Annotated in this window: 14 protein-coding genes; 1 reads left to right on the forward strand and 13 read right to left on the reverse strand. The window is 40.1% G+C overall.

Going from position 1 to position 15,870, the window contains the following annotated elements; genetic code table 11:
- Window positions 1-273: 273 nt before the first annotated feature.
- From cas2e to JFU01_RS04020, 12 genes are all read right to left on the reverse strand, one after another.
- A complete protein-coding gene (gene cas2e, locus JFU01_RS03970) occupies window positions 274-1,194 on the reverse strand; it encodes a type I-E CRISPR-associated endoribonuclease Cas2e (protein ID WP_195855825.1) in 921 nt (306 codons plus the stop codon).
- Window positions 1,195-2,145 (reverse strand): type I-E CRISPR-associated endonuclease Cas1e, encoded by a 951-nt coding sequence (cas1e, locus tag JFU01_RS03975; protein WP_195855824.1) that lies wholly within the window; start codon window positions 2,143-2,145, stop codon window positions 1,195-1,197.
- A gap of 4 nt (window positions 2,146-2,149) precedes the next feature.
- Window positions 2,150-2,785, reverse strand: a complete 636-nt coding sequence (cas6e, locus tag JFU01_RS03980) for a type I-E CRISPR-associated protein Cas6/Cse3/CasE (RefSeq protein ID WP_195855823.1) — start codon at window positions 2,783-2,785, stop codon at window positions 2,150-2,152.
- Window positions 2,786-2,787: 2 nt separating this feature from the next.
- A complete protein-coding gene (gene cas5e, locus JFU01_RS03985; RefSeq protein WP_195855822.1) occupies window positions 2,788-3,498 on the reverse strand; it encodes a type I-E CRISPR-associated protein Cas5/CasD in 711 nt (236 codons plus the stop codon).
- A complete protein-coding gene (cas7e, locus tag JFU01_RS03990) occupies window positions 3,498-4,622 on the reverse strand; it encodes a type I-E CRISPR-associated protein Cas7/Cse4/CasC (protein ID WP_195855821.1) in 1,125 nt (374 codons plus the stop codon). Before cas7e ends, cas5e begins: the two co-directional genes overlap by 1 nt.
- Window positions 4,612-5,223: a type I-E CRISPR-associated protein Cse2/CasB gene (gene casB, locus JFU01_RS03995; protein ID WP_195855820.1), complete on the reverse strand. Its 612-nt coding sequence runs from the start codon at window positions 5,221-5,223 to the stop codon at window positions 4,612-4,614. Before casB ends, cas7e begins: the two co-directional genes overlap by 11 nt.
- Window positions 5,216-5,608 (reverse strand): type I-E CRISPR-associated protein Cse1/CasA, encoded by a 393-nt coding sequence (locus tag JFU01_RS08885; protein WP_230086932.1) that lies wholly within the window; start codon window positions 5,606-5,608, stop codon window positions 5,216-5,218. Before JFU01_RS08885 ends, casB begins: the two co-directional genes overlap by 8 nt.
- Window positions 5,609-5,689: 81 nt before the next feature.
- Window positions 5,690-6,946 carry a type I-E CRISPR-associated protein Cse1/CasA gene (locus tag JFU01_RS04000; RefSeq protein WP_230086931.1) on the reverse strand — a complete coding sequence of 419 codons (1,257 nt, stop codon included), beginning with the start codon at window positions 6,944-6,946 and terminating at the stop codon, window positions 5,690-5,692.
- A 4-nt stretch (window positions 6,947-6,950) separates the two neighbouring features.
- Window positions 6,951-9,701 carry a CRISPR-associated helicase Cas3' gene (gene cas3, locus JFU01_RS04005; RefSeq protein ID WP_195855819.1) on the reverse strand — a complete coding sequence of 917 codons (2,751 nt, stop codon included), beginning with the start codon at window positions 9,699-9,701 and terminating at the stop codon, window positions 6,951-6,953.
- Window positions 9,702-9,919: 218 nt separating this feature from the next.
- Window positions 9,920-10,765 carry an exodeoxyribonuclease III gene (locus JFU01_RS04010; RefSeq protein WP_195855818.1) on the reverse strand — a complete coding sequence of 282 codons (846 nt, stop codon included), beginning with the start codon at window positions 10,763-10,765 and terminating at the stop codon, window positions 9,920-9,922.
- A 128-nt stretch (window positions 10,766-10,893) separates the two neighbouring features.
- Window positions 10,894-12,201, reverse strand: a complete 1,308-nt coding sequence (locus JFU01_RS04015; RefSeq protein WP_195855817.1) for an SWIM zinc finger family protein — start codon at window positions 12,199-12,201, stop codon at window positions 10,894-10,896.
- Window positions 12,202-12,342: 141 nt separating this feature from the next.
- On the reverse strand, window positions 12,343-13,338 hold the full coding sequence (locus tag JFU01_RS04020; protein WP_195855816.1) for a D-2-hydroxyacid dehydrogenase: 996 nt from the start codon (window positions 13,336-13,338) through the stop codon (window positions 12,343-12,345).
- Between the two features lie 250 nt (window positions 13,339-13,588).
- Between JFU01_RS04020 and brnQ the strand changes: the two genes are divergently transcribed.
- Entirely contained in the window at window positions 13,589-14,938 is a 1,350-nt protein-coding gene (gene brnQ / locus JFU01_RS04025; protein ID WP_195855815.1) for a branched-chain amino acid transport system II carrier protein, read from the forward strand.
- A 69-nt stretch (window positions 14,939-15,007) separates the two neighbouring features.
- On the opposite strand, the gene JFU01_RS04030 is transcribed toward brnQ, so the two are convergent.
- The gene (locus tag JFU01_RS04030; protein ID WP_195855814.1) at window positions 15,008-15,865 is read right to left on the reverse strand and encodes a glutathione S-transferase C-terminal domain-containing protein; all 858 of its coding nucleotides are present in this window, start codon (window positions 15,863-15,865) and stop codon (window positions 15,008-15,010) included.
- Between the last annotated feature and the right edge of the window lie 5 nt (window positions 15,866-15,870).

Consider the following 15,870-nt stretch of genomic DNA (forward strand, 5'->3'; position numbering starts at 1 on the left):
TATTGCAACTTAATCTCTTTGTTGGCTATATGTAGAAGATATGGCTTAGGATCACCCCCGCATGTGCGGGAAAAAGTTTCTGAAAAGTCTAGGATGTTTTCCTTTTCAAGGATCACCCCCGCATGTGCGGGAAAAAGGCTCCATAAAGGAGTCGGAGAGGTGGTTAGTCGGGATCACCCCCGCATGTGCGGGAAAAAGGGTCTATGTCGATTTCTTGATCCATCTCTAAAAGGATCACCCCCGCATGTGCGGGAAAAAGACTAAAGGATCCCTTTAACGACGCGACTGTTTATTCATAAATTTTGAAAATTTATTTACTTTTAACGCTAACCGATAAATCAAATGCACATCAGCTAAAGCCCTATGAGGAACTTCCTCATTAATACCGTAGGCCGGTAGAGCTGTTTCTAATTTATAATTAGACAAAAATAATTTTTCCTTTTTAACAAAACTCATTAAATCGATACTTTTGTTATTTAATTTAGGCAACTTTAATTGTTTTAGATGATAATTAATAAATTTAATGTCAAAGGAAATATTATACCCTACAAGATCTGCCTCACCAATAAAGGCTTTGAAATCTTTCAAAACATCTTCTAGCTTCTGACCTTCTTTTTTCAAAAGTTGATCAGCAATGCCTGTTAATGAAGTAATTTCAAGAGGCAATATGCCCTCATAATTTACAAGACAGTCAAATTCTTTAACTATTTCTCCATTTTTAATCGCAAGCGCTGCAATTTCAATAATAGAATCTTTCAATGGATCCAGACCAGTTGTTTCAATATCAATAATTATATACGACAATTGTTCTTTACCATCTCGTCTATTTTTTGAAGAAATCGAATACTTCTTAGCCTGCCGTTGCTTAGCGATTTTACTAAAACCATGTTTCTTACTCGTTTTTTTATCCGCCAAAGTATTAGGTAGTAAGACTAGAGGAATTCCTTCATAATCCACTACTTGGCGTTTAGCATTAATTGTTTCAAATCGGTAGCCAATTTCATTGCGGTAAGCATAAGACATAGTAGCTTCTCCTACTCCCACATTTTGACTCACACGTTCCCATAGCGCTTCACGAACTCTGCTATTAAAATTACCAACGTAGACACCTGTGGCAATTTCCTGCATCCACTTACTAAGGTCCCCACGCAAAGATGGCGGGCAGTTCTTCATAGTAATGACAGTTAATGGCATCTAATCCTCTCCATTATAATCTTGGTAATTAATTCCATATTTAACTAAGCCTTTCCGGTCGTCCCAAAGATTAATAACATCTATGTCTACCTCTTCATCTGGATTGACATCTAATAAGTATTGAACATCCTTAACAATGCGCTTCATAAGTTTCCCATCCACCATAGCATCTCGAACACTTAATCGAGCAATTCTCCCTATCTCGTCATCACTATTAAACTCAGCTGCTATTTGAAAAGCAATAGGAATAGTGATTTCCGACTTATATAAATCTGCAATATCATATACAAACGATTTATCATGCCCTGTATGAACAAATCCTAGTCCAGGGGATAGGCCTAAGGCTGTGATAACGCTGTGAACTACGCCATAGAGAGAAACATTAGCAGCAGATAAAGCTTGATTCACTGGGGTGCCCTCATCATAATGATCCGGATCATAGTCCCGCCTAGTCCATTCGACTTGCCATCTTTTTGCTTCTTGACGGTAAATTTTTCTAACTCGTGCTCCTTCTCTCCCCCGCAATTGCTGCATGGTAAACGAGGAGACATCCTCTTTAGGAAAACGCATTTGGTACATTTTACGAGCAACGGCTAATCGCGAGCGACGATTCGAAACTAATTTTGCCTGCTTTTCTAGAAAACGCGTTGAATGAGCCAAAGATCTACCATGTGCATAATAACGCACACCATATTCTCCTACCCATACCAAGCTCGTCCCCGTATCTCCGATCAATTCTATTGCCCGATGACTAATATCTGTCCCTGGCCCTAATAAGAGAACCCCTATCATGGCAGCGGGAATGCGTACTGTCCCTCTGCTATCCGCTACTGTAATCGCACTATCTATTCGATTAATCTTAGCATGTTCAATATAAATAAAAGAGACCCGATCCCCAATCCGAGGTAACTCCGTAAGATTAGCTTTTTTGGCACCACTCTGTTTAATCATATACTCACCTCATGGGAATAATTGTCATTAAGCCAAAACCATAGGCTTTCTTACGACCAAAACCTTCCTTTAAAGTTTGCTTAAATTGTTCAAGATCAGTAATCTTTAATACACCTTCATAAGTTGCAAAACTAAGCTTGAGGGTGTTTTCTTTTCGCTTCTTTACCGGTTCAAAACCCTTTTCTACGATACAAAGTGTTGCTGGATTAATTTCAAAACCATTCTTTTTATCTCTATCCAGCAAAAAGTTCAATTGAGCTTCATCACCATAGAGAGGAACTACACGGCCTCTCTTCTTACCTGCTTGGGATTGGGAAACGACTGGATTTAACCGCACGCGAAATTGCGCCTCCATCCCCTCTTCTAAGCTATCTAAAAATGAACTATAATCGGCTAACTGAGCACTGCCAGTAACACCATATTTTTCTAAAGACTCAAGGTCAGGTTTACTAGGACTGACGATCAACAAATATTCTTGTCCACTAACTTTATCAACACGCCACAATTTACGTGTACGAACTTGGTCAATAAATTCTTTAGGAAAACTACTTTCCACCCAATTATGATAGGCCCCAAGATGATTTAAGGACTTCATTTTCCTTGGATTATTAGTATCAATAGCTACGCGAGACATATACACAATTAATCAACCTCCTTCAAAACAGAAAAGGCATCATGATCCCCAAAAGCACCCGTATCTTTAACTATGATATCAATGCGACATTCACTTCGATAAGTAAATTGACGTCCCTTTTGTGAAAATGAATTTACTTTATCTCTACGTTGATGTGAAGGTTGATTTGTTTGTAAGTGCGCATCAGCATAGATCGATAGTCGCTTACTATGGTTCTTTTTATACCATAGAGCAGCTTGCCAAGGAATTTCTTTTAAAATTGTCAGTACATCCTTATCGGTTGACTGGAAAATAAAATCAGCATTCACAGGGAGAGCCCGACGCCCCATAAAAGGTTGATAATAGGGAGACTTAAGTGCTATCTCAATTTTCTTCATTAAACCTACATCTTCTGAACCAATTGCCACTAAAAAAATAGCATCTTCTAAATAATACCTATTCGTTACATAAGTATGTTCAAATTTCCCATTATTTTTATTTTTTCTAGCCGTGTGGTAATCACGGAGTAAATTGCCTTGTTGATCAATCCGGGCAGCAAAATCTAAGGCATTTAAAGCTTGAATGTGTTCATCGTCATCACGTTTATAGCCTAAACACGCACTAATTATTCCAATGACGGCACTTTTAGAAGGATAGAGATCAGTATGTCTAGTTTCAAAATGAGAGTTTGTTCCCCAGGCTTGGAGGGGGCCAGCAAACTTCAAAACTAAAGTTTTCACTAAGCATCCCCTTGATCCTGTACTTTCTCGATAAGTGGTCCAACAAAGTTATCAAAATCATTCAATAATTGAGAGAGACTATCCTCTTGCTTGCCTTCATCACAATTGATATTCTGGTCATCTAAAACAAGATAGAAAGTTTTTAGAGGTTGATCAATTATTTTTTCTACTTTATGGTATTCACTAAATAATTGTTCAATCGATTGCTCAACATAACCTTCCTGTGTTTTGACTGGTTTTTCAAAAGCTGAAACCAGATTCACTGGGCGATCGTCCCGAACCGTTACCAGGAGTGCCTGAGGTAAGGTTTGATTAGCAAAAGTATTGATTTTTCCAGTCGGCATAGACTTAGTAAAAGATTCTATAAACAATTTCAAAGTATTTAAGGTTGCTTGAGGGTTATTTAATTGCCGGCTTAACTCATGAACAGCTACATTAGCATAACGATAAAGAGTTGACGAGTTGTACTCAATTGTCCCTATCATTCCGGCTCCAGCATTATCTTCTGGTGCTAAATCATCTACCGCAGTAAAAAAATCAAATTCTGGCCGAACCGCATGTGTAGAAATAGCATGAGCTACTTGGGAAGAAGCATCTTCGTTCAAGGGAGATTCCCCTGCCACCATGCGACCAAAGAGAGCAATATCAATAGGTAGGTTTTCTTTCAAAATATTCTGAAGTACTTTTTTATCAGTCACTCCGTCAACCGCAGCTTGAGCCAATTCATTGGCTTGTGTATCTCCTAAGAAAAATAAGGCTTTAGCTTGTTTATGCCCCTTATTTTTAGAGCCCTTAGGCGCTACTGTTTTAATTCCAGCCTTATTAATCGTTTCATCAGCTAATTTCATTGCCGTTTCATCGTCCATAGTCTCATCCAAAATCTGAATTTTATCTGCTAAATAACGAACAATTTGTAAAGTTCGTATCCCTACATGACTTTGAACACTATTCTCATAAAAATATTCTCTCATCGCCCGTTTCCAAGATTGAGAACTAACGCGCGCCCGTCTAACACCCCCGTATTGGGCTGTCTTTGGCGACCCCGTATCGTCTCTGTTGATATTGGAAGGCGGAACGGTTTGAATGGCATGGATATCAACAAAAATTCTCTCATTATTCTTCATCACTATCTACTCCTTCTTCTCTGTTCTTATAGTAACTTTGCGCCCAACGAATGCGCACATTTTCTTCGTATCCTCTCAAATACCAGTAAAGATCTTCGGCTAAACGTGGATAGTTAATAAGGACTTGCCCCTGCGATTTACCTTTTAATAATTTAATCATTTGGCGCAAATAGTAGATTAATTCTGTAAAATCCGTTGCTGTAATTAAAGTATTAAAACGGCGATCGCTAGCAACTCGTTGGTCTTTTTCTCTTCGCAAATAGGATAAAGAAGCGCCAATATTAGTTGCTTTTTCCTGACTATTTAATCTGGCCTCTCCAATAGTGCTACCTTGATGGTATAGAGCATAGAGTTGCAATGTCGATAATATCGCCTTTTGTTCTGAGGTTGTTTGTCCGCTCTTGCTTAGAAATTCTTCTGGTAGATATTGGAATAGTAATGGCCAAATATCAACCGTCTGACTTAAGGGTTTGCCAATTGACTGACGTAATCTAGCGAGATACGCTTTACTCGTAGAAGTCCCATCATTGCGGTTCAAATCATCAATTATTTTAGCTGTTACTTGGTAGACAGATATTTGTTTTTCGTTTGTCTCAGTCATTTCGATCCTCCCTTACATTTAATTTTTTATTAATAAAGTAGGTCACAGTGTTGTAAGCCGTAGCGATATTTTTTAAATATCTTTGCCCGTCCTTAGCTTCATACACCTTTCCTTTATAATCCTGTGGACCAGCTTCTTGGACCATATGATTAATTTTATCTATAACAATCTTCCGCAAAGTTTGGCGCCACTGAATAATCTTTTTATCTTTAGCATCTTCTGGTTTTATCTCTATTAACCAATCTCTGAAGGGTAAATCAATTAAGAAATATAACTCTTCAATTTTTTGGTCAACAAAATCATTGTTTCCCAAGTTTCGAATATCTTTTATTTCCATTAAAAAGTAACAGAAAGTACGTTCAATAATTTCTTTTGTCTCTGTCACAGTATCATTAATCCGAGGAATCCACCCCGCTGAACTGAGATCAGCAGCTACTTGGTCATCGATCTTTAGCTCATCATAAATTTAATCAGTAGGTACCCAGGAAGTAGACTTTCCATTATCTTGCATACTTACGGCATGAATAGTTAGGGGGTAATCATCCAATAATGAATCTGTCATATCGTCTAGATAGTCAAGCCAATTTATTATTTCCGGGCGATGGCTTTCCCCCTCTCCCTCTTCTTTTTTAGAATTCGACGGAAGAACTAAACCGAAAGACCGCCATAGGGATTGTCCGACAACATGTTTTCTGGGGGTATACCTCCCTTTATTTTCACCGCTGGCATTTTTACGCCAGACTGTCATCGGTTCTAAAAAGTTATCTACGTGCTTGATTTCTGGTAACTTAACCACTTCAAAAGCAAAAGGCTTATTTAAATCAGTCTCCGGATCGATATAAATAGCCCGACTCCAATTGCTATAAAGTTCCGCTAGATTATTGCAATTATCAGTTGAAAAATAGTGATCTATGTTTTCTGATCCGGTAAATTCCCAACAGGGTTTTTGTCTATTTAAACGATACTCTTCTCGTGGATGCACTAAGATTGTGTTTAACCACAAAGTTTCAAATAAATTTCCCCCGCCTAAATAGAGTCCTCCAATGTCAAATAACCAGCCCTTAGACACTTTATACTTTTCTTTACCAAAAATAACTTTGTCAGATAGACCAGTATACCCCTGAAAAGTTAATAGCCAGCGCGCTATTTCATTAGCTTCTAAGAAATCTTTATTTTTCCCAGATTTAGGTGAAAATAAAGCTATTTTATTATTACTCTCAGAAATTGTACGATTAATATTTTTAGCGTTAATACTAGTTCCATTAGACATACTAATCTTATCTTCCCCAATGTCAGCTTGAGTAACCTGGAAAAATGGGTATTGGTCATCAAAAAGGTAAAAGCGATCATGCCAAGCTGTTAAATAATTATTAACCGCTTCAGTGAATTCTCCCTCTTCCCAGATTGACTGCCAGGTTTCTTCTAAACACTCAACATAATCATCTTCATCAAACTCATCAACATCTTTCATTTGTTGATAGCGATCCGTTAAATCTACTTGATCATAGGGTTGACCACTAGCATCCATTCGCGAATAAACTGTCTGTAAGATAGCAAGCAATAGCCGTAGGACGGCAAAATCTTGCGTTTTACTATCTCCAGCTAGCTGTTTGAGACTTGGTGCTTGTTCGAAAACATCACGTAGAGAAAGCAGTGAATTTTCGCCACTATCTTTACTAATGACAGCAATCCAAGGCTCATCAATTAAATTAAACTTAGCCACTATGTCACATCCTTTCACAAATCAAACCATATTTTCGATCATAAATTAATTTATAGTCATTAATTACAAATTCATTATTTTCATCAAATATAATACCTAAGCTACCTTTTAGCCAGCTTTGTCCTTGCCATTCTGATAAATATTTAAGATTATATCTTTCTAAAAAATCAATATTTTTATCAATTATATCATTATACAAGTAGCCCAATTGATAAGGTAAACGCAGTGTTTCTTTGGCAATTTCTTTAGCTACATCTGGATCGTCTATTCTTTCAGAAAGATCCATTTCTTCAGCAAAAGTACCATAACCACTTCCAATTTTCTTAAGCGCAATTACCTCAATAGTCTCTTGGCTATCACGGACCTGCGCATAAGCTCTTTCTTCACTTTCTTCCGTAGAGGGACTTTTTAGCCACCCAACTAAAGATTTTCTTCCACTATGATCAGGTGACGCTAGTAAATAACCTTTTGCCTTGGCTTTTTTACTTTTAAGATAGCGCTCATGTTTTAAGCCCATTTCTTCATAATTTGCTTGAAAGTCCTTATTTAAATCTATGGTTTGATTACTATAAACAGCTTGTACCAATGAGGAAATATCGCTTGGTATATATAATTTATTCGGCAAGAAATATTGCGTCCTGGCTAAAAGGTAGCCGCCATACACCGCTTCTGATCCTTTTTCAAAATCTAAAGATTCACTTATTCCTAAAACATAGAGAACGGGCTCATGATGTTTATTAGGCCGGTCAATATCATGACGGTGCATGCGGCCAACCCTTTGAATTAGAAAATCCATAGGGGCTAAATCACTAATTAATACATCAAAATCGATATCTAAGGATTGCTCGATCACTTGAGTACCAATAATTACTTTTCTTTCTGGCCGTTTTTTATCTTTACCAATTTGCTGAAGGAGTTGGTTTTCCTTAGCAGCACGTTCAGTCGCAATAAAATTAGAATGAAGCAATTCTACGAACTCTTCCCCTATTCTTTCAGAAAGAGCTTTTGCTAGAGTTTGAGCTCGTTTGACAGTATTCACAATAATACCAACGACTCCTCCTGATTGTAACAAATCCTCCACTAATTCTATGAGAGGGTCCATCTGTTCCATCACAGGCAATTTATGAACCTTTACAGTCTTATGCTCAATCTCATTTTTATCAAAATGTGTCTCTTGATGGATAGTGTCTCCATCAGTATAAGTGATTAAAGGATAATCAGTCGTTTCAAATTGGTCAGATAAGTCAATTTTCTTTACTTGTTTATTTCTTCCTTTTAAGTAGGACTGTACCATTTTTAGTCGTCTATCCGCTGGTAAAGTAGCTGAAAGAATAATAACAGGTGCCTGGTAAGCTCCCATCCATTCAAGAGCTCGATACAAATAAGTACTCATGTAAGCATCATATGAATGGACTTCATCGATGATAACAACTTTCTTGCTAAAGCCCAGGTGACGAAGCATCAAATGTTTTTGCTTAAGCGCTAATAGGAGAAACTGATCGACAGTACCAACGACAAAATCATCTAAAGCGGTTGTTTTTCGGCCGGAAAACCATTCATTGGCAATAATCGTACTCTCTTCCCCACCATCAGGGTCAACTTGATGCGCTAGCTTGGCAAAGTCATCATTCAGTGCTGCCTTTCCGTGAGCTAAGCGCAGGGACGCTCTATCGCCATTAAGTTCTTCAACTCTTTCTAACCAATCTTTTATACGCGAAAAAATACTATTCGAAGTGGCTTGGGTGGGTAGACCGAAGTACACACCAGAACGCCCGGTTTTAAAGGCTAATTGCTCTGCTCCTGCAAGAGCAGCTTCTGTCTTTCCTAACCCCATAGGTGCTTCTAAAATGAAGATTCCTGGTTGATCACTTGCTTCAATGGTTTCTGAAAATACTCGCTGCATATCTCGCGGTAGAAACTTAAAACGTTTTTTGTAAAAATTATCAATGTCATTTGCCTCATGAGGTTGCCAGGGATCAGTCTGCTTCCACTGTGTAAATCCTTTTTCCAGTCGACTTTGCGAGTCTAAAATGTATTCTTGATCAATTGGAATTAAAGGAAAATAATGTTCATTACTAGCAATCCAGTCAGCCATAATTAAGGCTCCTGCTAACAAAACTTGTCCTGCTTGACTAATCTCAGGAAGTTCATCCACCTGAGTATAACCAGATAAATTTAAAGCCCAGTTAAAAATCTTTTTTTGTGTTTTTTGCCAGGTTCGGTAAATAGGCGCATCTGGATTATCACTTTGAAAATAATTATTCCCATAAGATTTTAACTGATGTTTATAGTCTCGATTAGAATCTACCGGTTTCCCGTGGTGGGCCCCAACAATCGAAGCAATATCCTTATTGATTTGATCATCTATCAGAAGAGCTTGACCCGCCAAACTATGATGGCTTTTCTGACGATCGGATAACTGCACCTTACTTATTCCTATAAACCCAACTCTCTCTAGCTTTTCTAACAATAACTTTTCAAGGTCTTCTGAATTATGCGAAAAGTTGGGCATAGCCTGAAAAGCGGGACTAGCTTTCCCGCCGTCATGGACTGCAGCAAGATATTGATAAAGTTTTTTAGCACTATCACTATCAGTGTGTGAAGCTATTTGAATAAATTCTTTTTGACCTGGACTCATCCAGTGTTCCCAAAGTGCTCCAGCTACCCCATAAGTATCCTTTAAATGTTGAATTAAAGGTAGCCAATAAAACTGTCCAAACTTTTCGCTTTTTTTGCCCCATAAAGCAGAAATCATTCGGTTGATATGATCACCCCTTTTTTATTAATTACAACTGCCTTAAATTTAGCATTTTACAAAAAAACTTCTTGATTTTAATCAAGAAGCCATACCATATTGTAAAACTGTGCTTTCCATCTTATCAAAATGACAATAGGATCACCCCCCGCGAGTGCGGGAATTATCAATTACAGTTTCTATTTGACCCCTAGCTAGTCCTGCTAATAGAAAGAAAACTAAGCCTCTTCTCTAATTTCATCAGAAATTTCCAAATAAATGGGGGTATGGTCTTGGCGGGTACCAGAATCGATCATTTCCGACTTTTCAACGGCGTCGGCAATCCGATCGCTGACTAAGAAGTAGTCAATCCGCCAGCCTGAGTTATTGATTTTGCTGGTTTTGACCCTTTGCGCCCACCAGCTATAAACACCTTCTACATCTCCATGAATGTGGCGGAAAGTATCGGTAAAGCCATGGTCTAATAGCTTGGTAAAACCGGACCGCTCTTCATCGGTAAAGCCGGCTGATTTATGATTGTTTTCTGGATGAGCTAAGTCGATTTCCTTATGGGCCACATTAAAGTCACCCGTCGCAATAAGAGGCTTTTCTTGGTCCAGTTGACTGAGATATTGGGCATATTTCTCATCCCAAACCTGACGTTCAGCCAAGCGTTTCAAGGCATTCCCTGCATTAGGCGTATACACTTGAGTAAAGTAAAATTCACCAAAATCGAGGGTAATGATCCGTCCTTCGCTATCCATGGGTTCTGGCGCCCCGATCTTAGGATAGGAAATAGTTGGTTCTAAGTCTTTTTTATAGAGGACCATATTCCCGGCATAGGATTTGCGGGCAGGTTCGACTGAGCTGACCCAGGCATTATTATAGTCAGGAAACCATTCGGCTAAGGCTTCTTGGTGTTTTTTAGTAGGCCCTTTGGCAGATAGTTTGGTTTCTTGAATAGCAATAACGTCTGGATCATATTGGTCAATGGTCTCTAAGACTTGGCGTGACAATTGAGCCCGATTGGAATCGCTAGTTAAGGCGGCATTTAAAGAATCAATGTTCCATGAGATAAATTTCATTAATTAGTCGGCTCCTTTACATTTTCTTTCAGTTCTTTCAGTTTATCATAAAGCAGCGTAATGCCCTATTACTAAGGATCGCTAAAAATATCCTGACTCCACTGGCCCCATTATAGGAAACACATTCATCACCAAGACCTTTCAAATTCTTCCAATAATGCTTGGCGTTCAGGGTAATGAGCCTTCAATTGACTAATAAAGCAGTGGCGAACAAATTGGCCCCCGCTAATGGTATCCATATTCTTGAGAAAAGTCGCTATTGCTTGGTATTGTGGTCGACTATTGGCGGTCTGTATTTCTACCATAGCTTGTTTCAAGTAGCCAGTTAAGATTTGCACAGGATATTTCTCCCTTTTATCAGGAACTTGGCCACTATCTTCCCTCTCGCTGAGAGAATAACGACGCAAGTAATCGACACTAGCTAGGTAATCTAGATGCTGGCTAGCAAAAGCAACCACCTTCTCACGAGGTTCTAGCTCTTGATAGAGTTTAAACAGGGCCTCAAAATACCATTCTAAGTCCTGGTTAGGAAACTTTTCTTGCAAGCTTTCCATGCGATACAAACACGTTCTCAGTAAGCGCTGGCGCTCGTGAAAACGGTCAAAGTGGCGTCTGATCACTTGGGGGAGGAGGAGGTCAATCCAGAAACTATGGTGGTTGTTTAATAGAGCCAGTAGCATGGCTAGCCCTTCTTCGCGCTCTTCCTGGCTGAGATAATCCACAATTGATTCATAAGCCTGGTCGCAGAGGTTGATCACAATCGCGGCTTGCCCAAATTCCTCTTCAAATTCGACCTGGTCGACCATTTCAATAACATGATTTAACAACATCAAAGCAATGAGAGTCTGACCATGGTGGAGAATGTCATTCAGGTTGCTGTTTAAATACTTGGTCAAGTCTTCAATTAAAGCAAAGCCCTTAAAAATAGGAATTTTTCCAGACTGACTATGTTTATAGTAAATGTCATCGACCTCATCAAACAAATCAAGAATAACATTTAACTCGTCATCGGCAACTTCATCTTCTCTTGCTAGGAGACTATCATAAACATCATGAACAAGTTGAGGATGGTCAAGGAGGACTTGCTTAAAGTAGTGGAGTAAGCTTAGCCTGGGCAATTGGGAAAGCAAGCGGTCCAATTCAGGGAAGTGATGGCTCATGGCATATTCACTATAGGGACCAAACTGATAGTATAAAGCCGCTGCGGCCATGTGTTTACAAGCTTTACCACTATCCGCATAGGGACAGTCACAGGTCATCTTTGACACTTCTTCTTTTGGGTCCAGGTTCAATTGAACTTGATACTTTTCACTGCCTCTGACCCAGAAATGGTAGGTTTGATCCTTGACATAGCTATCTTCCACCCGGTCATCAGCATAATAGCGATAGCCGCGTTCATAGATTTTTTTAGGGAATTCTTGACCCAGTAAGCGCATAACGATTGCCCTCCTTTCCTTAAGGTGCTTATCATCATTATACTAAAATGAAAGCGACTGGTAAGTAAAGAAAAACCTCTGCAAGTTAGTCGCCACCTGCAGAGGTTATTGTAGCTAGATTTTTTGAGTTCTTTCCAAGGATTAATTGACCCGGTTCTTAGCGTCCCCCGTTTCAATGACTTCCAAGGCGCTATCCAAACCGCCATCCACTAAAGCTTTAATGGCGTCATCGGTGTAGTAGGCCAAGTGCGGAGTGTAGAGAATCTTAGGATGGTTAATCAGAGTTTTTAGCCGTTCATCTTCAACGGTTTTATCACTCCAGTCCTTGAAGACATAAGGGCCTTCAGACTCATAGGTATCCAGAGCCGCTGAAGCAATATGGCCGGAATCGATGGCTGCTAACAAGGCATCAGTATCGACTAATGCTCCCCGACCATTGTTAACCAGAATGGTGCCTTCCTTACATTGGGCCAATAAGTCAGCATTAAACATATGGTAATTATCCTTAGTTAATGGCATATGCAAGCTGACAATATCTACTTGAGCTACCGCTTCTTCTACCGAATCGACAAAGCTTAAGTATTTTTCAGCCGCTGGGTCAGGAGCAATATCGTAAGCCACAACCTTCCCACCAAGGCCAGAATAGATACGGGCTAATTCTTGCCCAATATGCCCAGCCCCAATGACAGCTAGGGTTAAATCTTTTAAGACCCGACCACGTACCTCAGGAGACCGCGAGAAATTATGAGCCTTGGTCCGTGGCAGAATATTATTCAAGCGTCGGTTTAAATAAATAATTGTCCCTAAGGTGTATTCAGCAATAGAAACAGGGGAATAGGTAGGCACATTAGTAATAATAATGCCATTTTCCTTAGCTTGGTCTAAGTCATACATATCCACACCTGCTGAACGTTGGGCGATTTGTTGAATGCCTAAGTCATGTAAACGCGAAAAAATCGGTTCTTCAATCCGAGGCACTTGGGAAGTCGATACTCCGTCAAAACCTGCCGCCAAGTCCACAGTATCCACTGTCAACTCTTCTGTTACCAGCTTCACTTCAACTTGATGACGACTGGCCCAGGCTTCTACCAAAGGTTTCTCTTCAGCAGTCACAGCATAAACGATAATTTTAGTCATAAAATCGCCTCTTTCACTTTTTAATAATAGTACTATGAAAATTAGGCTTTGGCTATAATAACTTCTTCCAAAACCAATTCATCATTGAGCGCTTTCAAACAAAACAGAAATGATCCAATATACTCAAACTCCACTCGCACTAATCTTCAAGCAAAGCACAGCAACTATCTTGCAATTTTTCTACTTTCTTACTGTTCAGCCAAGTGGCTTTAATGCTATAATCCTCAATGTTAGAAACGAGGAATTATTTATGTCTAAAATTGCTTTAAATTGGAAAGAGCGGCTGATCATCGCTCTCATGCTCTTTGGTCTTTTCTTTGGGGCCGGGAATATCATCTTCCCCGTCTCTTTAGGTCAACAAGCAGCCGGCAATGTGGGACTGGCTGTGACCGGTTTTAACATTACGGCGGTCGGCTTACCCTTACTCGCCATTGCGGCTATGGGCTTTTCAGAAACCGAATCTGTCTTCCAAATCGCCAATAAGGTCAACCGCCCCTTTGCCTATTTCTTTACCATCGCCCTCTACCTCACCATTGGACCACTCTTTGCCACACCGCGTTTAGCCACCGTTTCCTACGAGGTCGGTATCACTGATTTTGTCCCTCCCCACTTAGAAGCTCCCGCCCTGTTCTTATATTCGGCGCTCTTCTTCCTTTTGGTCCTGTTCTTTAGTTTACGTCCCTCTAAGATCATTGAATGGGTGGGTAAATATTTAACCCCAGCCTTTCTAATCCTACTGGCAGTCATCTTAGTCCGAGCCCTCTTTGACACCGGCAGCTTTCGCCAGGTGCTCTATCCTACCCCCGCCTACCAGATGGCCCCTTTAGCCATGGGTTTATTAGAAGGTTATAACACCATGGATAGTTTAGCCGGGCTAGCCTTTGGGATTATTATTATTCAATCCATCCGTGACTTTGGCATTCAACAACCTCGGCAAATCTCCCGAGAAGTGATGACGTCGGGCAGCTTAAGTATTCTTTTGATGGCTTTCATCTATATTGCCCTAGCCTTACTCGGTACCCACAGCTTACAATTTATCCCCTTATCCGTAAACGGTGGCCAGGCTTTGTCACTGATTACCCGTCACTATTTTGGTTTAGCGGGACAAGTTCTCTTAGCGGTTATGATTACCGTCGCTTGTTTAAAAACCGCCATTGGCTTAGTGGTAGCTCTAGCAGAAACCTTTGCTAAATTTCACTTTTTTAATCTTAAGCAAAAACACTGGACCATTATCGCCTGCCTCTTAGCCTTTCTGGTGGCCAATATCGGTTTCGAAGCGATTCTATCCCTATCCCTGCCAGTATTGATGCTACTTTATCCCTTAGCTTGTGTGTTAATCTTGCTCAGTCTGCTGCCCAATCGCTGGCAAAGTCCGGCTCTCTACCAAATTTCTATGGCAGTGACCTTCATCCCAGCCTGCTTAGACTTTATCAAGGCTTCGCCTGATTTTATTAGCCAAAGCGCCTTGGGAAGTAGTCTAACTCAATGGGCTAGTCATTACTTGCCCTTCTTCGACCTCGGCTTTGCCTGGCTCCTCCCAGCTACCATAACCATTGTTCTCTGCTTAATAAGTCAAAAGATAAGCAAAAACGACCGGTAAAAAAACAAATAGCGCATCTACGCTTTTAATGAAAGCGAGGTGCGCTATTTTCTTATGGTCATGAATGCCTTATTTCACTTCCCACATATCCAAAACTGGCCCTTGGGGGAGGATTTCTTTACCAAAGGAATCGCGCCCATTCTTGCCCAGGTAGGTGCCTTCCTTGATGGCTTGAAAGTTAGTCGATTGCTGGAAGGCTGGGATTTGATGTAATTTCTGTAAATGGCTCCATAAATTGGGGAAGTCACTTAAGCGGTATTTATTGAGCTGAAAGGCCGTGTAATAAGTGGTATCAAAACGAACCAAAGGGGTGTAGAGAACCACATCTGCTAGGGTCAAGTGGTCGCCCACTAAATAATCTTGGTCAGCTAGAACTTGGTCGATTTCTGTTAGTCGGTCAAAGAATTGATCGGCATATTGATCGTATTCTGCTTGGTCACTGGCCTTGTGGGCCTTTGCTGGCGCTCCGATGAGGTCAGCACCCACCCAGTCAAAGCATTGGTCAATTGCTTGACGTTGGTCTTGGGGATACAAGTCCTCCACTTGACTCGTCCCTAGGTCCTTAAAACGACTAGCAAAATCCTTGATAATATCGAGAGATTCTTGGTTGACCACCTTTTTAGTAGTCAAGCCGACTAGGGCCGGCACTGAATAAGGTCCATCATAATCAGGATCGGTATTATGATAGATTTCACTTAAATATTCCACTTCTAAGACAGCATCTTTATTACCTTCTTGGTTAGAAAATTCCCAAATCTTATCCGTCTTAATAGGAGAGGCGACTGATTTTCCAATAATCTCCTCCAAACCTAACAAAGAGCGCACAATATCAGTTCTTTGCGCAAAGGGACAAGACTGAGAAATCACTAACTGATAGCGGCCACTCTCAACGGGGTAATCATAATCTTTGGCATAAACGGTTGTCATAAAAG

This window comes from Aerococcus sp. Group 2 (assembly GCF_905125285.1).
Classification (GTDB): domain Bacteria; phylum Bacillota; class Bacilli; order Lactobacillales; family Aerococcaceae; genus Aerococcus; species Aerococcus urinae_E.